We start from the raw sequence: 22,610 nt of genomic DNA, 5'->3' as shown, positions 1-22,610 counted from the left end.
CGCGCCGCTCGACGTCCTCGGCGAGGAGGTCCGCGAGCCGGCCCACTCCCCCGACGAGCCCCGCGAAGGGCGGCCGGGACGCGGCGCCCGCGGACGACGCGGTCGACGAGCTCCCCGAGGTGGCCGGCGGTGGCTCGAGCAGCGACCCGCGGCGGCTCGCGATCTCCCAGACTCCCGGCATCGTCGCGCGCAGGGACAGCCGACGGGCGTGACCGGCATACACCCCGCCGAGCATCGGCTCGACGAGCCGCTCGACGACGGCGTCACCGAGCCGGGCGCCGACGTACTCCCCGACGGACACGTCGTCACCGACCTCGGGCGCGGGGGTCTCGGCGCGCATCCGGCGCTCCTCGGCCTCGTCGAGCAGCCCGGCGACGACGGAGTCGGCGAACGGCACCCCGACCCGGGTGCGCGGCAGCGGGTGCAGGGCTCCTCGCGACCACACGCGCGCCGAGGTCGTCGTCGGGGTGACGACGTCGTGGGGGTCGGCGAGGTCGGCGAGGAGCGCTGTGGCCTCGGGCCGCAGGGCGAGGACGGCCTCGGCCCCGACGTCGACGAGGTGGCCGCCCACCTCGGCGCGACGCAGCTTGCCGCCCACACGGTCGGCGGCGTCGAGGACGACGACCCGGGTGCCCGGTGCGGCGAGCATCACGTCGCGGGCGGCGGTCAGCCCGGCGAGGCCCCCGCCGACGACGACGACGGTGGGCTCGGGGCGGCTCGCGTCGGTCACCTCGTCACTCTCTCACCGGGCGTCACCAAGTCGTGACCCGCACCGAGGAACCGGGTGACGGCCACGCGTCGTCCAAGCCTCGACAACCGCAGCAGCCGGGGTCCGCCCCGAGAAGTGGAGAGCATCATGCGCACCTCGGTCCTTCGCCGGTCCCCCTCCGGGCGTCGCCGTCTCACCGCCCTCTCCCTCGCCGCCCTGCTCGGTCTCGGCGGCCTCACGGCCTGCGCCGGGGCCTCCGACGAGGCAGGCGGCGACACCAGCGGATCGGCGGCGGTCGACCAGTCCGAGGTCGCCCCGCAGCCGACCGACGGCGACCGCACGGCCGGCTTCGCGGGCGGCGCCAAGGTCGAGGTCGCACCCGACAGCATCCGGGTCGGCACCGGCGACAAGCTCGTCCGTCGTGCCAGTCTCCAGCTCAAGGTCGGCTCGCTGCGCGGTTCCGCCGAGCGGATCCGCTCGATCGCCACCAGCCAGGGCGGCGCAGTCGTGGCGGAGGAGCTGTACTCGCCGCGAGGGACGGGCGCCGACACCGCCGGGTCGATCACCATCAGCGTGCCCGCCAGCTCGCTCGAGTCGACGATCGGGCTCATCGAGAAGGTCGGCGACGTGCAGTTCCGGTCGAGCTCGAGCGAGGACGTCACGGCGACCTACGTCGACACGGAGGCGCGCGTGAAGTCGCTCACCGAGAGCGTCGGCCGCATCCGCGACCTCCTCGCGACCGCGAAGAGCATCAGCGACCTCGTCGCCCTCGAGAACGAGCTGTCCCGGCGCCAGGCCGAGCTCGACGCCCTCACCGCTCAGCTCGCGAACCTCAAGGACGCGGTGGCGATGTCGCCGATCTCCATCTCGCTCTCGACCGACGACTTCGAGCCGGTGACGGCGGGCGGGTTCCTGTCCGGCCTGCGGTCCGGGTGGGCGGCCTTCCTGTCGTCGCTGTCGGTCCTGGCCACCGCCCTCGGCGCCGTGCTGCCCTTCGCCCTCGCCGGCGCACTGGTCGGCGTCCCGGCCGTCATGTGGTGGCGGCGCCGACGGGTCGGCGCCGTGCCGGCCCTCGCCCACCCCGGCGGGACGCCCCCCTCGGCCTCAGCGGGCTGAGTGCTCGTGCACGACCTCGACGATCCGGGTGAGGACGTCGGGGTCGGCGTGCGGGGGGACACCGTGGCCGAGGTTGAAGATGTGCCCCGGGGCGGCGCGCCCCGCGTCGAGGATCGAGCGGACCTTGGCCTCGACGACCTCCCACGGGGCGCCGAGGAGGGCGGGGTCGAGGTTGCCCTGGACGGCATACGCGTCACCGAGCCGGGCGACGGCGTCGGTGAGCGAGACGCGGAAGTCGACCCCCACGACGTCGGCGCCGGCCTCGCCCATGAGGTCGAGCAGCTCCCCGGTGCCGACACCGAAGTGGATGCGCGGCACCCCGAGTCCGTCGACGGCCGCGAGCGCGGCAGCGGAGTGGCGCTGGACGTGGGTGACGTAGTCGGCGCGGGGCAGCGCGCCGACCCAGGAGTCGAAGAGCTGGACGGCGCTCGCACCGGCCTCGACCTGGACGCGGAGGAAGGCACCGGAGATCTGGGCCAGGCGCTCGCACAGGTCGTTCCAGAGCTGCGGGTCGCCGTGCATGAGCGCCTTGGTGTGCTCGTGCGTGCGGGACGGGCCCCCCTCGACGAGGTAGGACGCCAGCGTGAACGGCGCCCCGGCGAAGCCGATGAGCGGGGTCGCGCCGAGCTCGGCGACGAGGCGGCTCACCGACTCGGTGATGTCGGGGATCGCGTCGGGGGTGAGGTCCGGCAGGCGGTCGAGGTCGGCGCGGGTGCGGAACGGCGCGGGGACGACGGGTCCGGTGCCCGGGACGATGTCGACGTCGACGCCGACCGCTGCGAGCGGGACGACGATGTCGGAGAAGAAGATCGCGGCGTCGACCTTGTGCCGGCGGACGGGCTGGAGGGTGATCTCGGTGACGAGGTCCGGCGTCCGGCAGGCCTCGAGCATCGCCGTGCCCTCACGCAGCTCGCGGTACTCGGGCAGGGAGCGGCCGGCCTGCCGCATGAACCACACGGGGGTGTGCGGCACGGGCTGGCGGGTGGCGGCAAGGACGAGCGGGCTGTCGGCGATCACCGCGTGATCCTCTCACCACCCCCTTGCGTCTGCGGATGTGGTGGCTGGAGCCACCGCATCCGCAGACGCAAGGGGGCGGCGGATCAGAGGGAGATGACGGCGGCCCCGAGCAGGGCGCAGGCGACACCGGCGACCTGGATCGGCCGGAGCCGCTCCTTGAGGACGAGGCGGGCGAGCAGGATCGTCGCCACCGGGTAGAGCGACCCCAGCACCGCGGCGATGCTCACCTGCCCCCGGGACGACGCCGTCGCGAACAGGGCGTTGGCGAGCAGGTCGGCGCACCCGATGAGGGTCAACGGCACGAGGTCGCGCACCCGGACGCCACCGACCGAGCGCAGCACGAGGGCAGCGACGACGAACCCGGCGACCGACGTGCACCGCATCCCCCACAGCGTCATGAGCAGGGAGTCGCGTGCCCCCCGGTCGAGCGCGAACAGCGCCATGCCGAAGCACGCCGCCGCGACACCGGCCAGGACCACCGGCCTCGCCGACACCTCGCCGGACAGCTCCGGCCCGGACGCGAGGACGATCCCGACGACGGCGACGACGATCCCGACCCACACCCACGGCGACGGCGCCTCCCCCGAGGCGACGCCGAGGGTCACCGGGACGAGCACGCCCATCGACGCGATCGGGGCGACGACGCCCATCGTGCCGCTGGCCAGCGCCGTGTAGAACGCGACGAGGCCGGACGACCCGGCGACCCCGGCGAGCATCGCCCACCCCACCCATTCGCCCCGCTCGGGCGGGTGACCCAGGGCCAGCCGTGCGAGGACGACCACGCTGAGCACGAGGAAGGCGAGCCCCTGCGTCGTCCCCACGACGGCGACGGCGGGCAGACGCTTGGCGACGAGCCCGCCGAAGAAGTCCGAGGTCCCCCACACCGCCGAGGAGGCGAGGGCGAGGACGGCGAGCATGGGCGCAGCCTAGGGGTGACGTGCGGCGTGGCCTCACCCACGGACCCAGCCGACCGGCATACGCTCTCTGGGTGGCAACACGCTCCCTTCCCGGCCGCGAGTCCCCGGAGTTCACCGAGGCCCTCGAGGCCCTCCGGCACGCGCGGTTGCGTCCCGAGGTCCGCATCACCGAGGTGCCGGCTCCCCAGCGCATCGCCCCGTATGCCGTCGCCCTCACCGCCGACGTGCTCGGCGCCGCCGACGACGACGAGGAGCTCGCGTCCGGCCGGTTCGTCCTCCTGCACGACCCGTCGGCGCCCGAGCCGTGGGGCGGACAGTGGCGCGCGGTGACGTTCGCGCGGGCCGAGCTCGAGCCGGAGCTGGCCGCCGACCCGCTGCTCGGCGAGGTCGGCTGGTCATGGCTCATGGACTCCCTCGCGATGCGCGGCGTGCAGGCGACCGCCGAGGCGGGCACCGTCACCCGCGTCGTGAGCCAGAGCTTCGCCGCGCTGGCCGACCGCCCGGCCAGCGTCGAGATGGAGGTGCGCGCGTCGTGGACGCCCATCGGCCCCGACGCGGGAGCGCACCTGCTCGCGTGGTCGGACCTGCTGTGCACCATCGCCGGCCTGCCGCCGCTGCCGGAGGGCGTGGTGGCCCTGCCCGGGCCGCGACGCTGACATGAGCGAGCCCACCACCGCGTCCGCCGTCTCCGAGGAGCCCGTCTCCGAGGAGCCCGTCTCCGACACGTCCGTCTCCGACTCGTCCGTCTCCGCGGGTCAGGACGCGACGGAGGCAGTGGACTCACCCGAGGCGCCCGCCGAGCCGACGGCCCCGCCCTCCGTGCCGCTGGACGAGCCGGCCGACGGCGTCCCGCACGTCGTCGAGACCGAGCGCGGCCTGACCGAGGCGGCCGCCGCGATCGCCGCCGGTGAGGGTCCGGTCGCCGTCGACGCCGAACGCGCCTCCGGCTACCGCTACGGCCAGCGCGCCTACCTCGTGCAGGTGCGGCGCGAGGGCTCGGGCACGTGGCTCATCGACCCGATCGCCTGCCCCGACCTGGCTCCGCTCGACGAGGCCATCGGCCGGGCCGAGTGGATCCTGCACGCCGCGACCCAGGACCTCGCCTGCCTCGCCGAGGTCGGTCTGCGCCCGCGCCAGCTCTTCGACACCGAGCTCGCCGCACGGCTGCTCGGGCTCCCCCGCGTCGGACTCGCCGCCGTCGTCGAGCACTACCTGGGGCTCGCCCTCGCCAAGGAGCACTCGGCGGTCGACTGGTCGACCCGGCCGCTGCCCCAGCCCTGGCTGCGCTACGCCGCGCTCGACGTCGAGGTGCTCACCGAGCTGCGCAACCTCATGGGCGTCGACCTCGCCCTGCAGGACAAGTCCGAGTGGGCCCGCCAGGAGTTCGAGGCGCTGCTGCACTGGGAGCCGACCGAGCGGGTCGACCCGTGGCGGCGCACCAGCGGCCTCAACACCATCCGCAGCCGTCGCGGCGTGGCCATCGTGCGCGAGCTGTGGTACGCCCGCGACGACATCGCCCAGGACCGCGACACCTCCCCCGGCCGCATCCTCCCCGACGCCGGGCTCATCGCGATCGCGACGCAGGCCCCGATGTCGACTGACGACCTCCCGCGCGGTCACCGCGCCATCGCGCGCTACGGCCGCCAGTGGGTGGCCGCGGTCAAGCGCGCGTCGGCCATCGACGAGGCCGACCTGCCGCCTCGCACCCTGCGCTCCGACGGTCCGCCGCCGGCCCGGTCCTGGGCCGACAAGGACCCCGTCGCCGCCGCCCGCCTCAACGAGGTGCGCACCGACCTCACGACCTTCGCCGAGCAGCACCGCATCCCCGTCGAGAACGTCTGCTCCCCCGACCCCCTTCGCCGGGTCGTCTGGCGGCCCCCGGTCGCCCGTGACGTCGAGGGCTTCGCCGACGCCCTGAGGAGCCACGGCGTCCGCCAGTGGCAGGCCGACGTCGTCGCGCCCCTGCTGGCCAAGGCCTTCGAGACCCACCCCGACCCCGCCTGACGCACTGCCGCACTGCCGCACTGCCTCCTGCGTCCGCAACCCTGGTCACCTTCTCGACCACCCTTGCGGACGCTGCCGTATGCCGTCCCGCCCCGCCGCGTTGCGTCCGCAACCCTGGTCGGCTTCTCGACCACCCTTGCGGACGCACGCAACCGGGGGGTGACGGCTCTCACGGCGGGAAGGGTGACGCAGGTGAGCGCTCGCTTAGTAGCCTGACGAGCAACCACCCCTGCTCCGACCAGAGAGGCCCACCGTGCCCCGCACCCTGAATGAGGTCGTCTTCGTGGACGGCGTGCGCACGCCGTTCGGCAAGGCCGGGGAGAAGGGCATGTACGCCCAGACCCGCGCCGACGACCTCGTCGTCCGCTGCATCCGCGAGCTGCTCAAGCGCAACCCCCAGCTTCCCAAGGACCGCGTCGAGGAGGTCGCGATCGCGGCCACGACGCAGATCGGCGACCAGGGCCTGACGCTCGGCCGCCTCGCCGCCCTCCTGTCCGGGCTGCCCAACACCGTCCCCGGCTACTCCGTCGACCGCATGTGCGCCGGCGCGATGACCGCGGTGACCAACGTCGCGTCCTCGATCGGCTTCGGCGCCTACGACGTCGCCATCGCCGGCGGCGTCGAACACATGGGCCGCCACCCGATGGGTGAGGGCATCGACCCCAACCCGCGCCTGCTCGCCGAGAAGATCGTCGACCAGTCCGCCCTGTCGATGGGCAACACCGCCGAGAACCTGCACGACCGCTTCCCGCAGCTCACCAGGGAGCGTTCCGACGCGTATGCCGTGAGCAGCCAGGCGAAGCTCGCTGCGGCCTACGACGCGGGCAGGATCCAGCCGGACCTCGTACCCATGGCGACCCGCCACTCCGAGCGCGGCTTCGGCCTCGCCACGATGGACGAGCCGCCGCGCCCCGGCACGACGGTCGAGGAGCTGGCCGGTCTCAAGACGCCCTTCCGCCCCCACGGGAGCGTGTCCGCCGGGAACGCGGCCGGCCTCAACGACGGCGCCACCGCCTGCATCCTCGCGTCCGAGCAGGCCGCCGAGGAGCTCGGCCTGCCGGTGAAGATGCGGCTGGTGTCGTTCGGCTTCGTCGGCGTCGAACCCGAGGTCATGGGCATCGGCCCGGTCCCGGCGACGGAGAAGGCGCTCGCCAAGGCGGGCCTGTCGATCGAGGACATCGGCCTCTTCGAGCTCAACGAGGCGTTCGCCGTCCAGGTGCTCGCCTTCCTCGACCACTTCGGCATCGCCGACGACGACCCCCGGGTCAACGAGTACGGCGGCGCCATCGCCACCGGGCACCCGCTCGCGTCCTCGGGCGTGCGGCTCATGACCCAGCTCGCCGCCCAGTTCGCCGAGCACCCCGACGTCCGCTACGGCCTCACCGCCATGTGCATCGGCATCGGCATGGGCGGCAGCGTCATCTGGGAGAACCCGCACCACGCCGACTACGGCACGGAGGCCTGACATGACCGCGACCACCACCCCCACCACCACCGTCACCGCCACCAGCGCCCCGCGCGGCGAGGTCGTCACCCGCGCCCTCGTCCAGGACGTCGCCCTCGCCGGTGACGCCGGGACGCTGGCCCTGGTCACCCTCGACAACGGCCTCGACCACACCCGGCCCAACACCTTCGGCCCCGAGGGCATCGCCGCCCTCGGGCAGGTCGTCGGCACCCTCCGTCGCCGTGCCGAGGCCGGCGAGATCCAGGCCGTCGGCATCACCGGCAAGCCGTTCATCTTCGCCGTCGGCGCCGACCTCTCCGGCGTCCCCACGGTGAGCAGCCGCGAGCAGGCGCTCGAGATCGCCCGGGCCGGCCACGCCGCGTTCGCGTCGGTCATGGACCTGCCCGTCCCGACCTTCGCGTTCGTCAACGGAGCCGCCATGGGCGGCGGCGTCGAGCTGGCCCTGTCGTGCGACCACCGGACCATCAGCGCCGGCGTTCCCGCGCTCGCGCTCCCGGAGACCTTCCTCGGCCTCGTGCCGGGCTGGGGCGGCTGCTACCTGCTCCCGAACCTCGTCGGCCCGGCGAACGCGCTCAAGGTCATCATCGAGAACCCGATGAACACCAACCGGATGCTCTCCGGTCCGGCCGCCGCGAAGCTCGGCATCGCCGACGTGCTGCTCGAGCCGGCCGACTTCCTCGAGGAGTCCATCGCGTGGGCCGGCAGGGTCGTCAGCGGCGAGACCACCGTCGAGCGCCCCGTGGTGAGCCGCGACGAGGCCGAGTGGGCCGCCGCGCTCAAGGCGGCCAAGGGCCTCGTGCTCGCCAAGACGGCCGGCCGCTCCCCCGGTCCGCTGCGGGCGCTGGCCCTCGTCGAGGCAGCCCGCACCGCCACGCGTGACGAAGCCTTCGCCGCCGAGGACGAGGCGCTGGCAGACCTGCTCATGGCCGACGAGCTGCGCGCCGGCCTCTACGCCTTCGACCTCGTCCAGAAGCGGGCCAAGCGCCCGGCCGGCGCCCCGGACAAGGCCCTGGCCCGCAAGGTCACCAAGGTCGGCATCGTCGGTGCCGGCCTCATGGCGAGCCAGCTCGCGCTCCTCTTCGCCCGCAACCTCAAGGTGCCGGTCGTCATGACCGACCTCGACGAGGACCGGGTCGCCAAGGGCGTGGCCTGGGTCCACGCCGAGATCGCGACGTCCCTCGAGCGCGGCAAGATAGGCCGCGACCGCGCCAACCACCTCACCGGCCTGGTCACCGGTTCGACCTCCAAGGACGGCTTCGCCGACGCCGACCTCGTCGTCGAGGCGGTCTTCGAGGAGATGTCGGTCAAGAAGCAGGTGTGGGCCGAGGTCGAGGCCGTCGTCTCGCCCGAGTGCGTCCTCGCGTCCAACACGAGCTCGCTGTCGATCACCGAGATGGCCGCCGACCTGCAGCACCCGGAGCGGGTCGTCGGTCTGCACTTCTTCAACCCGGTCGCCGTCATGCCGCTCCTCGAGATCGTCCGGGGCGACCAGACCGACGACGCCTCGCTGGCCACGGCCTTCGCCACCGGAAGGGCGCTGAAGAAGACGACGATCCTCGTCAAGGACAGCCCGTCGTTCATCGTCAACCGCCTCCTCGCCCGCTACATGGGCGAGTTCAGCCGGATCGTCGACGAGGGCACGCCCGTCCCCGTGGCGGAGAAGGCCCTGGCCGGGCTCGCTCCGATGCCGCCGTTCGTCCTCATCGGCCTCGTCGGCCCGACGATCGCGCTGCACAACAGCGAGACGCTCCACCGCGCCTTCGGCGACCGGTTCCACGTCTCGCCCAACCTCAAGAAGATGGTCGAGCTCGGCAGGCCCGGCTACTACCAGCAGGTCGACGGACGTCTCGTCGTCGACCCCGCGCTCGAGGCGGCCCACATCGCGCCCGCGAACCCGGTCGAGCTGGACGTCACCCAGGTCCGCGAGCGGGTCCTCTCCGTCCTCGCCGAGGAGATCCGGATGATGCTCGACGAGGGCGTCGCCCAGGCCCCGATGGACATCGACCTCGCGCTCATCACGGGCGCCGGCTTCCAGTTCTGGAACGGCGGGGTCACCCCGCTGCTCGACCGCGAGGGCGTCTCCGAGAAGGTCACCGGGTCCCGCTTCCTGCCGCCCGGCGTGGCCAGCGTCCCCGCGTGAGGTGAGCGGGCGGCATACCTCCTCAGGGTCGTATGCCGTCCGCTCCGGCCCGTGCGGAGGGCAGACCCGGCTGACCAGCACACTTGCGATATCTCATATGTGACATACGCTGGATCGCATGACTGAGTCCAGCTACCTCACTCGTATCGGCACCCTCATCCGGGACGCGCGCCGCCATCAGGGCCTCACCCAGAACGAGCTCGCCGACAAGCTCGGCACGAGCCAGAGCGCCGTCGCCCGCATCGAACAGGGCCGCCAGAACCTCAGCCTCGAGATGCTCGCCCGCGTCGGCGAGACCCTCGGCAGCGAGTTCGTCTCCCTGGGCCACAGCGGCCCCCAGCACCTGCGGATCGTCGGCGGCGCGAAGCTGTCCGGCTCCATCCCCGTCAAGACGAGCAAGAACGCCGCCGTCGGCCTGCTCTGCGCCGCGATGCTCAACAAGGGCCGCACCACCCTGCGCAACCTCGCGCGCATCGAGGAGGTCAACCGCATCATCGAGGTGCTCACCTCGATGGGCGTCAAGGTTCGCTGGCTCGAGGGCACGAGCGACCTCGAGATCATCCCGCCGGCCGTCCTCGACCTCGACGGCATCGACATCGCCGCGGCCCGCCGCACGCGCACCGTCATCATGTTCCTCGGACCGCTGCTGCACCAGTTCGACTCCTTCTCCCTGCCGTATGCCGGCGGCTGCGACCTCGGGACGCGCACGGTCGAGCCGCACCTCACGACCCTGCAGTCGTTCGGCCTCGACGTCGCGGCCACGCACGGCTTCTACGAGGCCAAGGTCGACAAGAGCAAGCGGCCCGAGAAGCCCATCGTCCTCACCGAGCGTGGCGACACCGTCACCGAGAACGTGCTCTTCGCCGCGGCCCTGCACCCGGGCACCACGGTGATCCGCAACGCGTCGTCGAACTACATGGTCCAGGACGTCTGTTTCTTCCTCCAGAAGCTCGGCGTGACGATCGAGGGCATCGGCACGACGACCCTCACGGTCACGGGCCGCGACTCCATCGACGTCGATGTCGACTACTCGCCCAGCGAGGACCCGATCGAGGCCATGAGCCTCATCGCCGCGGCCGTCGTCACCGAGTCCTCGATCACCATCGAGCGCGCCCCGATCGAGTTCCTCGAGATCGAGCTCGCGACTCTCGACGGGATGGGCCTGCAGTACGAGATCTCCGACGAGTACCTCGCCAAGAACGGCCACACCCGGCTCGCCGACATCACGATCCTGCCGAGCCAGCTCACCGCGCCGATCGACAAGATCGCGCCGATGCCGTTCCCCGGCCTCAACATCGACAACCTCCCCTTCTTCGCGCTCATCGCGGCCTGCGCCGAGGGCACGACGATGATCCACGACTGGGTCTACGAGAACCGGGCGATCTACCTCACCGAGCTCACCAAGGTCGGCGCCCAGGTGCAGCTGCTCGACCCGCACCGCGTGATGATCACCGGCCGCACCGCCAAGTGGCGCCCGGCCGAGGTCATGTGCCCGCCCGCGCTGCGCCCGGGTGTCGTCGTGCTGCTCGCCATGCTCGCGGCGAACGGCACCTCGGTGCTGCGCAACGTCTACGTCATCAACCGCGGGTACGAGGACCTCGCCGAGCGCCTCAACGCCCTCGGCGCGACCATCGAGATCTTCCGCGACATCTGACCGTGACGACCACCTCGCTGGACGACTGGGACGACCTGCGCCGCTGGCCGGACGTCGAGGCACCGAACCTCCAGGCCTGGGACGCGAGCGACCGGCTCGTCCTCGACGAGGCCGGGCCACTGCCCGACGGTCGCGACGACGTCGTCGTCATCGGTGACCGCCACGGAGCCCTGACCCTCGGTGCCGTCGCCCTCGGGGCGTCCCGGGTGCGCGTGCACCAGGACGGTGTCCTCGGCGAACGCGCCCTGGCGGCCAACGCCGCCCGTCGCGGAATCGGCCGGGACGGCGAGGCCCTGCCCTTCGAGCACCACCCGCTCGACGCGACCCTCGTCGACGGCGCACGGCTCGTCCTGCTCCAGCTCCCGCGCTCGCTCGACGAGCTCGACGAGGTCGCCCAGCTCGTGGCCGCCCATGCCCACCCGGAGGTCCGGCTCGTCGCCGGCGGCCGGGTCAAGCACATGACGCGCAACATGAACGAGGTCCTCGCGGCGTCGTTCGGCGACGTGAACGCCAGCCTGGCCCGGCAGAAGTCCCGCGTCCTGCACGCCACCACGCCCCGCCGCGACGTCGCCGGCGACTGGCCGCACCGTCAGCGTCACGAGGATCTGGGCCTCACGGTCGTCGGCCACGGTGGCGTCTTCGCCGGGACGGGCATCGACATCGGCACCCGGCTCCTGCTCGAGCACATCCCCGACATGCGTGCGGCCGAGCGCGCCATCGACCTCGCCTCCGGCAGCGGCGTGGTCGCCGCCGCCCTGGCCCTCGCCCGACCGAACCTGCAGGTGCTCGCCACCGACCAGTCGTCCGCGGCCGTGAGGTCGACCGTCGCGACCGCGGAGGCCAACGGCGTCGCCGCCCGGGTGGACGTGGTCCGGGCCGACGCGCTCGAGACCGAGCCCGACGCCTCGGCGCAGCTCGTCGTCCTCAACCCGCCCTTCCACGTCGGCGCCGCCGTGCACTCGGGGCTCGCCGAGCGGCTCTTCGCCGACGTCGCCCGGGTCCTCGCGCCCGGCGGCGAGCTCTGGTGCGTCTGGAACACGCCCCAGAACTACCGCCCGATCCTCGACAAGATCATCGGCTCGACGAAACAGGTCCAGCGCACCGCCAAGTTCACCGTGACCTCCAGCCGCCGCCGCGCCTGAGCAGAAACCCCGAGCCGAACAGACCCGAGCCGAGCCACCCGGCGGAGGAGCCCGCACGTGTCTGTTCGCCGCTGGCTGGGCCTGGCGGGAGCGCGGAGTGCGCGCAGCGCGCGAGGCGCGGATGGGACTGCGGCGAACAGACACGTGCGGGCGACGACCTGCGGCGCATCGCCGTGTGAGGGCGACAGCCCCGCGCGTCAGTCAGTGAGCGGTCCAGCCACCATCCATCGTGAACGAGCTTCCCGAGATCGAGGCCGACGACGGCCCGCAGAGGAACGCGACGAGGTCGGCGACCTCGGACGGCTCGATGAGCCGCTTGACCGCGACCGGCGTCAGCATGACCTCCGCGAGGACCTGCGACTCCGGGATGCCGTGGGTCTGGGCCTGCGCGCTGATCTGCTTCTCCACCAGCGGAGTCCGCACGTAGGCCGGGTTGACGCAGTTGCTCGTGACGCCCTTGTCGCCGGCCTCGAGGGCGACGACCTTGCTCAGACCCTCGAGACCGTGCTTCGCCGAGACGTAGGCCGACTTGAACGGGCTCGCCCGCAGGCCGTGCACGGACGAGACGTTGACGACGCGACCCCAGCCCGCGGCATACATGTGGGGCAGGCACGCCCGCACGAGCCGGAACGGGGAGAGCAGCATGATCCGGTGGATCCGCTCGAACTCCTCGACGGGGAACTCGTGGACCGGGGCCACGTGCTGGATGCCGGCGTTGTTGACGAGGACGTCGATGTCGGTCGGCAGGCTGTCGTGCCCGTCGAGGTCGGAGAGGTCCATCACCCACGGGGTGACGTGCTCGACGCCGACCTGCTTGACGAGGCCGTCGAGGGCGTCCGCGGCGACGTCGACGGCGTGCACGTGGGCGCCGGCTGCGGCGAGGCGCTCGACGATCGCCGCGCCGATGCCGCTGGCCGCACCGGTGACGAGGGCGGTGCGGCCCTCAAGCATCGCGTCGACCCGGCGTCCTGCCGCGGCTGCGGATCCTGGCCACGAGGTCCGCGACGGTGCCCCAGATGCCCTTGCGGAAGAGCAGGACGATGAGGACGAAGATCGAGCCGGTGATGATGCCGATGCCGTTGAAGCCCGAGGAGGCGAGGTAGTCCTCGAGGAGGACCACGACGGCGGCGCCGAGGGGGCCACCCCACAGGGTGCCGATGCCCCCGAGCACGGTGATGAGCACGACCTTGCCCGAGGTCTGCCAGACGAGCTCCTGCAGCGAGGCGAACCCGTGGCTGACCGAGAACACTCCCCCGGCGAGGCCGGCGATGCCCGCCGAGATGACGAACACCATGATCTTGTAGCGCTCGACGTCGTAGCCGAGCGCGCGGGCTCGGGCCGGGTTGTCGCGGATGGCGAGGAGCACCCGGCCGAACGGCGAGGACACGGTCCGCCAGGCGATGAACGCTCCGAGCAGGATGAGCGGGAGGGCCGCGTAGTAGAAGTAGAACGGGTCGGTCTCGACCGTCTCGATCCCGAAGAACGACTTCGGGATCCCCTGGAGGCCGTTCTCACCTCCGGTGAGGTCTCGCGCCTGGTTGGCGATGAAGAAGATCATCTGGGCGAACGCCAGGGTGACCATCGCGAAGTAGATGCCGGTCCGGCGCACGGCGAGGTAGCCGGTGGGCACCGCGATGAGCATCGCGACCACGGCGCCACCGAGGATCGCGACCGGGAACGGCAGCCCGGACCTGATGGCGATGAGGCCGGTGACGTAGGCCGACGTGCCCCAGAACGCGGCGTGCCCGAAGCTGAGCAGTCCGGTGAAGCCGAGGAGCAGGTCGATCGAGATCGCGAACAGGCCCCAGGCGACGATGTCCATCGCCACCGGCGGGTAGATGTACCAGGGCAGGGCGAGCACGACGAGCAGGGCGAGGAGCAGCAGGCCGGCCCGCACGAACGGGTTGAGCCTGCGGTCCGGGGCGGACGACGCCGCCGTCTCCACGTGCGTCGTCTCGGTGAGCTGGGCGCTCATGAGGCCTCCTCGCGGCCGAAGAGTCCTGCCGGGCGGACGAGGACGACCGCGGCCATGAGGACGAAGATGAGGACCTGCGCGTAGGACGGCGCGTAGGCCTGGCCGTACGCCTCGACGAGCCCGACGAGGAACCCGGCCATGACCGCGCCGAGGATCGAGCCGAGCCCGCCGATGACGACGACGGCGAACAGGATGATGATGAAGTTGCTGCCCATGTCCGCGGTGATCGCGCGGAACGGGGCCGCCAGGACACCCGCGACGCCGGCCAGGGCGATGCCGAAGCCGAAGACGGGGGTGACCCAGCGACCGACGTTGATCCCGAGCGCACGGGTGCGCTCGGCGTCCTCGGTCGAGGCCCGCACGATCATGCCGATGCGGGTCTTGGTGAGGAGCAGCCACACCGCGATGCAGAGCGCCACCGAGAAGAAGGCCGCGAACAGCTGGTAGCTCGACAGGCTGAGACCACCGATGGTCACCCGCCCCTCCAGCCCGGCGGGGAGCTCGTACGGCAACCCGGAGACGCCGTAGCGGCGCTTCACGAGGTCGACGATGAGCAGCGTGAGGCCGAAGGTGAGCAGGAAGTTGTACAGCGGGTCGAGCGCCAGGAGCCACCGCACGAGCAGCCGCTCGACGAGGATCCCGAAGAGGAACAGCAGGACCGGGACGACGACGAGTGCACCCCAGAACGGCACGTCAGCGACGTCGAGGAGCACTGCCGAGCCGACGGCGCCGAGCATGTACATGGCGCCGTGGCTGAAGTTGACCACCCCCATGACGCCGAAGATGACCGCCAGCCCCAGGGCGGCGAGGGCGTAGAACCCGCCCGTCGCCAGACCCTGCAGCGTGTACTGGATGAATGCACTCATCGCCTACCTCAGTGACCTCTGGTGAACCGGTGGAGTGGGGACGTCACATCGAGCAGCCGGACTCGGCCACCGGCTTGAAGGCCTCGGCCGCGGGGATGGTGGCGACGATCTTCTCGTAGTCCCACTCCTCCTTGACCTCGCTGGCGGGCTTGACCTCGGCCAGGTACGCGTCGTGGATGACGCGGTGGTCGGCGGCGCGGACCTCACCGTTGCGCAGGAAGAAGTCGTTGATCTTCTTGCCCTCGAGCTTGGCGACGACGTCGTCACCGGTGTCGGACCCGGCCTCCTGGACGGCCTCGAGGTAGTTGAAGGCCGCGGAGTAGTTCGCGGCGTGCGCGAACGACGGGCGGGTCTTCGTCTTGGCCTGGAACTTGTCGGCCCAGGCGCGGTTCTGCTCGTCGAAGTTCCAGTACCAGGCCTCGGTGAACGTGACGCCCTTGAACTGCTCGGCGCCGAGGCTGTGGATGTCGGTGATGAACATCAGGCCGACCGCGAGCTTGATCTGGTCGGAGATCCCGGCCTGGTTGTACTGCTTGACGAAGTTGATGAGGTCACCACCGGCGTGCATGGTGCCGATGACGTCGGGCTTGTCGGCGGCGGCCTTGGTGATGTACGTCGCGAAGTTGTCGTTCGGGAACGGGGTCGGGACCTTCTGGCCGATGGCGCCACCGGCAGCGGTGATCTGACCCTCGAACGACTTGGTCATGTCCTGACCGAAGGCGTAGTCGGGGTAGACGACGTTCCACTTCTTGCCGCCGTCCTTGGTGAGCGTGCCACCGGTGCCCTTGGCGAGCATGTAGGTGTCGTAGGCCCAGTGGAAGGTGTACTTGTTGCACTGCGCGCCGGTCAGCGCCGTCGTGCCGGCACCGATGTTGATGTAGACCTTCTTCTTCGTCTTGGCCTGCGTCGCGACGGCCAGGGCCGCGGACGAGGTCGGGACGTCGAGGATGATGTCGGCCTTCTGCCGGTCGTAGAGCTCCTGCGCCTTGGTGTTGGCGATGTCGGGCTTGTTCTGGTGGTCCGCGGTGACGACCTCGATGTTCTTGCTGACCGCGTCGTCCTTGTGCTTGGCCTTCCAGTCCTCGACGGCCATCTTCACGGCCTCGACCGAGTTGGGGCCGGAGAGGTCCTTGTAGACGCCGGACTGGTCGTTGAGGACGGCGAGGACGATCTTGTCGTCGCTGATCTTGCCGGAGGCGGCGGCGGGCCCACCGCCCGCGCTGCTGCCGCATGCGGTGAGGACGAGGCCGGAGCCGGCCACCATGGCCGCGAGGCTGATCATTCGGGTGTGTCGCATTTTCCCCTCCTGGGGTGTGGTCTGCCGAAACCGGCGGTCGATGGTGGTGGTGTGTGAGGTGCTGGTCGTGCGTGAGCGGTGGTGCGCTCGGCTACATGCCGAGGTGCTGGAGGAGCTCGGTCGTGCGGGACTGGAACGCGTCGTTGTCGAGGCTCTCGACGACCTCGCCCTGGGCGAGCAGGTTGTGGCGGTCCGCCACCGTGGAGGCGAACTTCACGTTCTGCTCGACGAGCAGGACGGCAACACCCTGGCTGCGGATGTCGCGGATGATCTGGCCGATCTGGCTGACGATCACCGGTGCGAGGCCCTCGCTGGGCTCGTCGAGGAGCAGGAGCCGCGACCCGGCGCGCAGCGGGCGCGCCATGGCGAGCATCTGCTGCTCACCACCGGAGAGCTTGGTGCCCGGGAAGTCGCGTCGCTCGCGCAGGACCGGGAACTGCTCGTAGATCCGGTCCAGGCTCCACGAGGCGTCCTTGTCGACCACCGGGGGGAGGCTGAGGTTCTCCTCGACGGTGAGGGTCGCGTAGATCCCCCGGTCGTCCGGGACCCACCCGATCCCCAGCCGGGCCCGCTTGTCGGCGGACTTTCCGTCGAGGGTCGTGCCGTCGAGCGCGATCGACCCACGGGTGTTCTTGTGCAGACCCATGATCGAGCGCAGCAGGGTGGTCTTGCCGGCGCCGTTGCGGCCGACGAGGGTGACGACCTCGCCGACGGAGACGTCGATGGAGACGTCCCGCAGCACCTGCGCCTCGCCGTGGAAGGCCGACAGCGTGTCGACCGTGAGCAGCCGCTCAGCCATGCTCGCCTCCCGACTCTCCGAGGTATGCCGTGATGACACGTTCGTCGTTCCTCACGTCGTCGTAGGTCCCCTCGGCGAGCACCTCGCCGGACTGGAGCACCGTCACCTGGTCCGCGAGGGACCCGACGACGTGCATGTTGTGGTCGACGAAGACGACGGTGCGACCCACCGACGCCTTCTTGACGAGGGCGATCGTGCGGTCGACGTCCTCGAGGCCCATCCCGGCCGTCGGCTCGTCGAGCAGCAGCAGCGCGGGGTCGTTGGCCAGGGCGAGGGAGATCTCGAGGGCGCGCTTCTGCCCGTAGGCGAGCGAGCCGGCGGTGACACCGCTGCGGTCGGCGAGGCCGACCTCGGCGAGCAGCTCCATCCCGCGCTGCTTGAACCGGCCGAGGCTCTTGCGCGACGTCCAGAACTTGTACCCGAGTCCGGTCGGCGAGGCGAGCGCCAGCTCGAGGTGCTCGAGCAGCGTCATCTGCTCGAACAGGCTGGTGATCTGGAAGGACCGGGCCACACCGAGGTGGGCGATCTCCTCGGGCTGCCGGCCGGAGATGTCGTCGCCGCGCAGGAGGATCTGCCCGGACGTCGGGGTGAGGAAGCCGGTGAGCAGGTTGAAGAGCGTCGTCTTCCCGGCGCCGTTGGGGCCGACCAGCGCGTGGATGGTCCCCTCGGCGACATCGAGGCTCACCGCGTTGACGGCGGTGAAGCCGCGGAAGTCCTTCGTCAGGTCGACGGTCCGCAGGATCGTCGACGGTGTCGACACGGACCCCGGGGACGTCGGGGACGTCGCGGTCGCGGACGTCGATGCGCCAGTCGTCACCAAGCACCTCCTCGTGCGTCACCGTGCAGAGGGCTCTGCAGGCGATGAGGCCTCACCATAGGGCGACCAGCGGACCCCACCCATGTCCTCGGACACCATCGTCCGGCGTGTCTCATGGATGCGCAGCCCATGCGGCTCGTGCCACGGGGCCCTAGGATCGCCCTCATGCCCGACACCGTCGACGCCGGCACGCGACTGCTCGAGTCGCTCGCCTCCGGCGCGTCGCCCGCCGACCTCGCCGCGATCGACGTCGACCCGCACGCGCGGGACCTCGCGATGCGCATCGCCGGCGCCTTCGACGTCCAGCGCCGACGCGAGCAACAGCTCGCCGCGCTCGTCGACACCGCCCGTGAGCTCGCGTCGATGACCGACCCGTCCGTCGTCCTCGACGCGATCGTCCGGCGCGCCCGCGCGCTCATGGGCACCGACGTCGCCTATCTCACGCTCTACGACCCGACCAACGAGGACACCTACATGCGGGCGACCGCGGGCTCGGTGTCCGCGCAGTTCCAGGTCGTGCGCCTCGACTTCGGCTCCGGCCTCGGTGGGCTCGTCGCCCAGTCACGCAAGCCGTACTGGACCGCCGACTACTTCGCCGACGCCCGCTTCATGCACACGAGCTCCATCGACGGCGCCGTGGGCGACGAGGGCCTGGTCGCGATCTGCGGAACGCCGCTCATCGTCAAGGACGAGTTCGTCGGCGTGCTCTTCGCGTCGAACCGCACGCCGCGACCGTTCACCCACGACGAGGTGGCCCTGCTCGGCTCGCTGGCCGCACTGGCTGCGGTGACGATCGTCCAGGTGCGCGCCGCCGAGGACTCGGCCCGGACCCTGGCCGCCCTGTCCGAGGCCACCGAGCGGGTCCACCAGTACGCCGCCGGCATCGAGCGCGCGGCCACCGCCCACGACCGGTTCGCGGAGATCGTGCTCGAGGGTGGCGGGGTCGACGACCTCACGGAGTCGCTCACCCAGCTCCTCGGTGGGTGGGCCCTGCTCCTCGACGAGGACGGTGTCCTGCGCAGCGTGGCCGGCGCCTCCCCACCGACCGCTGACACCCTGCACGACCTCGCCGAACAGGTCGTGCACCGGGCCGAGGGCGCACGGCTCACCCGCATCGGCGACGTCTGGGCGGTGGCGATCAGCGCGACCGAGACGCGGATCGGCTACCTCGTCATCGGTGACGTCTCCACGATGGACGAGTCCGACCAACGCACCGTCGAGCGCGCGGCCGTCGTCACCGCCCTCGTCCTCCTCGGTGAGCGCAACCGCGCCGAGGCCCGCCAGCAGCAGCGCACCGACGTCGTCGCCGGTCTCGTGAGTGGGCACGGCGACCTCGGGGTCCTCTCCGCCGCGGCCCGTTCGCTCGGCGTCGACCTGCGCGAACCCAGCTGCCTGCTCGTCGTGCGCCGCGACGACGGCGGCCCGGCACGCTCGCTCGTCCTCGCCGTCAACGCCGCCCTGGGCGGCCTCGGTCTCGTCGGCGAGGTCGACGGCCACGCCGTCGCCCTGGTCCCCGGCACGGACCCGGGACCCGCGGCGGCCGAGCTGGCTCAGCGGCTCTCCCGCACGAGTGTGGTGACCGTCGGCGCCGCCGGACCCGTGAGCGAGGGGGCGGGCGCGAGCGCCGGCCGCCTCCTCGAGGACCTGGCCGCAGCGCACACCGAGGCCCTGCGCACCGCGGAGGCGCTCGTCGCCCTCGGGCGTCGCGGCGACGGGGCCTCGGCCGCCGACCTGGGCTTCGCGGGACTCATCGTGGGCACCCGACCCGAGGTCGCGGCATACGTCCACTCCGTCCTCGGCGCGCTGGTGGACTACGACGCGTCGCGGGGCACGGACCTCGTCGGCACCCTCGAGGCCTACTTCCTCGCGGGGTCCAGCCCGCGGCACGCGGCGACGCGGCTGCACGTGCACACCAACACCGTGGCGCAGCGGCTGGAGCGGATCAGCCGCCTCGTCGGCGACGCCTGGCAGTCACCGGAGCGCGCCCTCGAGCTGCAGCTCGCGCTCCGCCTGCGTCACCTCGTCGCGAGCTGACCGTCCACGGCGTCGGCCAGCGCCGTGATCGCCGTCGGCTGGAGGATGACCGAGTAGTGGTTCGAGCCCGCCACCTCGCTGGTGCGCAGTCCCGCGGGCGGGTCGAGCGCTCGCAGCCGGGTCTCGTCGTAGAGGCCCTGCGGTTCGTCGAGGAGCCCCCGTTCGGCGAAGAGGAGCTGGGTGTCCACGCCGGCCTCGACCGCGCGTCGGGCGGCCGTGTGCGCATCGGGGTCCGAGAGGACGCCGCGTCCGTCGGCCCGGACGGCGTCGAGGACGCAGCTCGAGCGCCAGCCGTCGCCGCTCTGGACGAGGTCGTGCTCGAGGTAGCGCTGCAACCACCCCCCGGTGGGGCCGGCCAGCAGCGGCCCGATGGCCGGGTGGCGACGCCAGAACGCGAGGTGGTCCTCGGGTGAGTCGAAGACCATGGACAGCCGCGCCATCGCCGGCCCGAGGACTGCGGAGAGCGCGTGGTCGGGGTCGCGCCCTGCCAGCGTCGGGAAGGCCAGTCCCCCGTCGACGAGGACGAGGGAGCGGTAGCGGTCGGGGTCCTCCGCCGCGGCGAGGGCGGCCACGAACGCGCCCATCGAGTGGCCGACGAGGATCGGACGCCCACCGAACGCGGAGGCGATGGCGAGCGTGTCCTGTGCGTGGACCGCCAGCCCGTAGGGGCCGGGCACGTCGCGGCTCGCCGCACGCCCTCTGAGGTCCGGGGCGAGCAGCCGCACGGTGCCGACGCCGTGGCGTCGCACGAGCTCGTCGGCCAGGGCCTGCCAGGCGAGCCCGTTGGCGGTGATGCCGTGCAGGGCGAGGACGACCGGCACGTCCGAGCGCGCCGCACCGGGGATGAGGTCGTGGACCGCGAGCGTTCCCGTCTCGACCTGCACGGTGAAGGCCGGGTCCACTCGCACTCGCTCACCTTCCGCGCCGGGGGCCGCGAAGGTGCCGCCCCAGGCGATGACCGTATGCCGCCCGCCCCCGACCGAGCATGGGCTCCGGCACCACATCCCGCCCGGATCGGTGTGCGGGCGGGACCCGCAGGTCACGCGGTGGCGCCGCCTCCGCGACGGCGGAGCCGGTACCACCGAGGACGCGTCCGGTTCATCGGCCAGCCCAGGCCCTCGGTGGTCGCGGGCTCGACGGTGAGCAGCTCCCACTCCCGGAACGCCCTCTCGACCTCGTCCCGGGAGACCCCTTCCACGAGCGCACGCAGTGCCGTGCGCCCGAAGGCAAGGAGCAGCAGGGTGGCTCCGGGATTCGACAGGGCCGTGACACCCCGGGCCTGCGCGTCACGCTGGCGTGCGTCGAGACCTTGGAAGCAGCCGACGTCGAGGAAGAAGTCGAACGTGCCGAGGTCGGCCACGCGCAGGTCCGTCACGTCCGCCACGACGTGGGTGGCGCCGCTCGTGTCCCTGCGCCGGGCTTCCTCGATCGCGGCCGGGACGTTGTCGACACCGACGACCGCCCAGCCACGTCCCGCGAGCAGCGAGGTGTACTGACCGCGGCCACAGCCCAGGTCGAGGGCCCGACCGGGAGGACGGTCGCGCTCGCTCTCCTCCCGGTCCAGGAGTGTCGCGATGCTGTCCGCCGCCGCGGCCGCGTAGCCCTCCCACGGCGTGATCCCGAGGCGGTACAGGTGGTCGTACTTCGTCATGGCCGTCGCCTCCCTCGACCCATGACAGCACAGCCGAGGGCGTGGTGCGCGTGTCCTGCTGGGTACGAGGAGGACATGAGCGGCACACCGTCGGACGACCCCGCCCAGCCCTGCGTCGACCTGACCGCACGGACGGACGATGAGGCGTGAGCGACCTGTACCGGTCCCCGGCCCACGCCAGGCAGGTCCGCGAGTGGTGTCGACGACGCCTGGGCGTGTGGGACGTCCCACACGACACCGACCACGTCGAGACCAGCCTGGGCCGCACGCACCTGACGTGGGCCGGAGCTCCCGGGGATGTCGTGTGTCTGTACCTGCCCGGCACCAACGTCAACGCGGCGGTGAGCACGACCGTCCTCACGGAGCTCAGTGGTCGCTTCCGGGTGGTGTGCGCCGACCTGCCCGGACAGCCCGGCCTGAGCGCCGCGGGCCGGCCACCCGACGAGGTCGCCGGCTATGGCCGGTGGACGGGCGAGGTCGTCCGGCACGTCAGGCACCGTCACCCTCGTGCGCGGCTCGTCCTCATGGGTCATTCCCGGGGGGCCGCAGCCGCCCTGTCCGTGGACCCACCGGATGTCGATGCGCTGGTGCTCGTCAGCCCGGCCGGCCTTGCCCGGGTGAGGCTCACCCCCTTGGTGCTTCGACGGAGCACTGCCTGGCTGCTGCGGCCCTCCCCCGCCCGGTCCAGGCGGCTGGTCGACCTCATGGCAGGTGCCTCGGGTGACCCGGGCCTCGAGCCGATGGTCGACTGGATGACCGTGGTCGCGAGGTGCACCCGGACCACGGGTGCACCCGGCCCCCTCCCGTCGGACGTGCTGGACCGCTGGCGCGGGCGACCCGTCCGAATCCTGGCTGGAGCGCTGGACGTGTTCTTCCGGCCGGCCCGCCTCGCCGAGGCAGCGGTCAGGATCGGGGCGCGACTCGACGTCGTGGAGGACGCCGGCCACCTGCTCGTCGACCAGAGACCCGACCTCGTGGCCACCGCCGTGACCGAACTCGTGTGACCG

General features: G+C 72.1%; 20 protein-coding genes. 9 read left to right on the top strand and 11 right to left on the bottom strand.

What is annotated here, in order from left to right; translation table 11 throughout:
- Positions 1 to 730: protoporphyrinogen oxidase (gene hemG / locus N801_RS04965; protein WP_035933670.1), on the bottom strand; the 730-nt coding region annotated here is incomplete at its 3' end.
- A 126-nt stretch (positions 731 to 856) separates the two neighbouring features.
- Between hemG and N801_RS19565 the strand changes: the two genes are divergently transcribed.
- The gene (locus tag N801_RS19565) at positions 857 to 1,825 is read left to right on the top strand and encodes a DUF4349 domain-containing protein (protein ID WP_156996486.1); all 969 of its coding nucleotides are present in this window, start codon (positions 857 to 859) and stop codon (positions 1,823 to 1,825) included.
- Here N801_RS19565 and hemE read toward each other — a convergent pair.
- On the bottom strand, positions 1,814 to 2,842 hold the full coding sequence (gene hemE / locus N801_RS04955; RefSeq protein ID WP_035933667.1) for a uroporphyrinogen decarboxylase: 1,029 nt from the start codon (positions 2,840 to 2,842) through the stop codon (positions 1,814 to 1,816). The two genes, N801_RS19565 and hemE, sit on opposite strands and share 12 nt — an antisense overlap.
- 83 nt (positions 2,843 to 2,925) lie before the next feature.
- Positions 2,926 to 3,759 carry an EamA family transporter gene (locus N801_RS04950; RefSeq protein WP_035933664.1) on the bottom strand — a complete coding sequence of 278 codons (834 nt, stop codon included), beginning with the start codon at positions 3,757 to 3,759 and terminating at the stop codon, positions 2,926 to 2,928.
- Between the two features lie 71 nt (positions 3,760 to 3,830).
- Here N801_RS04950 and N801_RS04945 point away from each other — a divergent pair, with 71 nt between their 5' ends.
- The 6 genes from N801_RS04945 to N801_RS04920 all read left to right on the top strand — a co-directional run bounded on the left by N801_RS04945 (position 3,831) and on the right by N801_RS04920 (position 12,164).
- Positions 3,831 to 4,415 (top strand): DUF3000 domain-containing protein, encoded by a 585-nt coding sequence (locus N801_RS04945; RefSeq protein WP_035933740.1) that lies wholly within the window; start codon positions 3,831 to 3,833, stop codon positions 4,413 to 4,415.
- A gap of 1 nt (position 4,416) precedes the next feature.
- A complete protein-coding gene (locus N801_RS04940) occupies positions 4,417 to 5,763 on the top strand; it encodes an HRDC domain-containing protein (protein WP_084108218.1) in 1,347 nt (448 codons plus the stop codon).
- A 253-nt stretch (positions 5,764 to 6,016) separates the two neighbouring features.
- On the top strand, positions 6,017 to 7,228 hold the full coding sequence (locus N801_RS04935; RefSeq protein WP_035933661.1) for a thiolase family protein: 1,212 nt from the start codon (positions 6,017 to 6,019) through the stop codon (positions 7,226 to 7,228).
- Between the two features lies 1 nt (position 7,229).
- The gene (locus tag N801_RS04930; protein ID WP_035933659.1) at positions 7,230 to 9,368 is read left to right on the top strand and encodes a 3-hydroxyacyl-CoA dehydrogenase NAD-binding domain-containing protein; all 2,139 of its coding nucleotides are present in this window, start codon (positions 7,230 to 7,232) and stop codon (positions 9,366 to 9,368) included.
- Between the two features lie 118 nt (positions 9,369 to 9,486).
- Positions 9,487 to 11,022: a helix-turn-helix domain-containing protein gene (locus N801_RS04925; protein WP_035933655.1), complete on the top strand. Its 1,536-nt coding sequence runs from the start codon at positions 9,487 to 9,489 to the stop codon at positions 11,020 to 11,022.
- Between the two features lie 2 nt (positions 11,023 to 11,024).
- Complete coding sequence (locus N801_RS04920) at positions 11,025 to 12,164, top strand: class I SAM-dependent methyltransferase (protein WP_035933652.1); 1,140 nt, start codon at positions 11,025 to 11,027, stop codon at positions 12,162 to 12,164.
- Positions 12,165 to 12,365: 201 nt separating this feature from the next.
- On the opposite strand, the gene N801_RS04915 is transcribed toward N801_RS04920, so the two are convergent.
- The 6 genes from N801_RS04915 to N801_RS04890 form a co-directional block, all read right to left on the bottom strand.
- Positions 12,366 to 13,115, bottom strand: a complete 750-nt coding sequence (locus N801_RS04915) for a 3-hydroxybutyrate dehydrogenase (protein WP_035933649.1) — start codon at positions 13,113 to 13,115, stop codon at positions 12,366 to 12,368.
- Positions 13,108 to 14,139 (bottom strand): branched-chain amino acid ABC transporter permease, encoded by a 1,032-nt coding sequence (locus N801_RS04910; RefSeq protein ID WP_035933647.1) that lies wholly within the window; start codon positions 14,137 to 14,139, stop codon positions 13,108 to 13,110. Before N801_RS04910 ends, N801_RS04915 begins: the two co-directional genes overlap by 8 nt.
- On the bottom strand, positions 14,136 to 15,005 hold the full coding sequence (locus N801_RS04905; RefSeq protein ID WP_035933644.1) for a branched-chain amino acid ABC transporter permease: 870 nt from the start codon (positions 15,003 to 15,005) through the stop codon (positions 14,136 to 14,138). The genes N801_RS04910 and N801_RS04905 overlap by 4 nt, the downstream gene beginning before the upstream one ends.
- A gap of 43 nt (positions 15,006 to 15,048) precedes the next feature.
- A complete protein-coding gene (locus N801_RS04900; RefSeq protein WP_084108216.1) occupies positions 15,049 to 16,302 on the bottom strand; it encodes an ABC transporter substrate-binding protein in 1,254 nt (417 codons plus the stop codon).
- A gap of 91 nt (positions 16,303 to 16,393) precedes the next feature.
- A complete protein-coding gene (locus tag N801_RS04895; RefSeq protein ID WP_211254670.1) occupies positions 16,394 to 17,101 on the bottom strand; it encodes an ABC transporter ATP-binding protein in 708 nt (235 codons plus the stop codon).
- Positions 17,094 to 17,918 carry an ABC transporter ATP-binding protein gene (locus tag N801_RS04890; protein WP_245618222.1) on the bottom strand — a complete coding sequence of 275 codons (825 nt, stop codon included), beginning with the start codon at positions 17,916 to 17,918 and terminating at the stop codon, positions 17,094 to 17,096. Before N801_RS04890 ends, N801_RS04895 begins: the two co-directional genes overlap by 8 nt.
- A 165-nt stretch (positions 17,919 to 18,083) precedes the next feature.
- Here N801_RS04890 and N801_RS04885 point away from each other — a divergent pair, with 165 nt between their 5' ends.
- Entirely contained in the window at positions 18,084 to 19,952 is a 1,869-nt protein-coding gene (locus N801_RS04885) for a helix-turn-helix domain-containing protein (RefSeq protein WP_035933642.1), read from the top strand.
- On the opposite strand, the gene N801_RS04880 is transcribed toward N801_RS04885, so the two are convergent.
- Together N801_RS04880 and N801_RS04875 are read right to left on the bottom strand one after the other, a co-directional pair.
- Positions 19,934 to 20,860, bottom strand: coding sequence for an alpha/beta fold hydrolase (locus tag N801_RS04880; RefSeq protein ID WP_035933639.1), 927 nt, complete (start codon positions 20,858 to 20,860; stop codon positions 19,934 to 19,936). The genes N801_RS04885 and N801_RS04880 overlap by 19 nt on opposite strands.
- Before the next feature lie 131 nt (positions 20,861 to 20,991).
- The gene (locus N801_RS04875) at positions 20,992 to 21,603 is read right to left on the bottom strand and encodes a class I SAM-dependent methyltransferase (RefSeq protein WP_035933637.1); all 612 of its coding nucleotides are present in this window, start codon (positions 21,601 to 21,603) and stop codon (positions 20,992 to 20,994) included.
- 146 nt (positions 21,604 to 21,749) lie between these two features.
- On the opposite strand from N801_RS04875, the gene N801_RS04870 reads away from it, so the two are divergent.
- Complete coding sequence (locus N801_RS04870; protein ID WP_035933635.1) at positions 21,750 to 22,607, top strand: alpha/beta fold hydrolase; 858 nt, start codon at positions 21,750 to 21,752, stop codon at positions 22,605 to 22,607.
- Positions 22,608 to 22,610: the final 3 nt, after the last annotated feature.

The organism is Knoellia aerolata DSM 18566 (genome assembly GCF_000768695.1).
GTDB classification, from domain to species: domain Bacteria; phylum Actinomycetota; class Actinomycetes; order Actinomycetales; family Dermatophilaceae; genus Knoellia; species Knoellia aerolata.
This window is presented reverse-complemented; position numbering and strand designations above follow the sequence as displayed.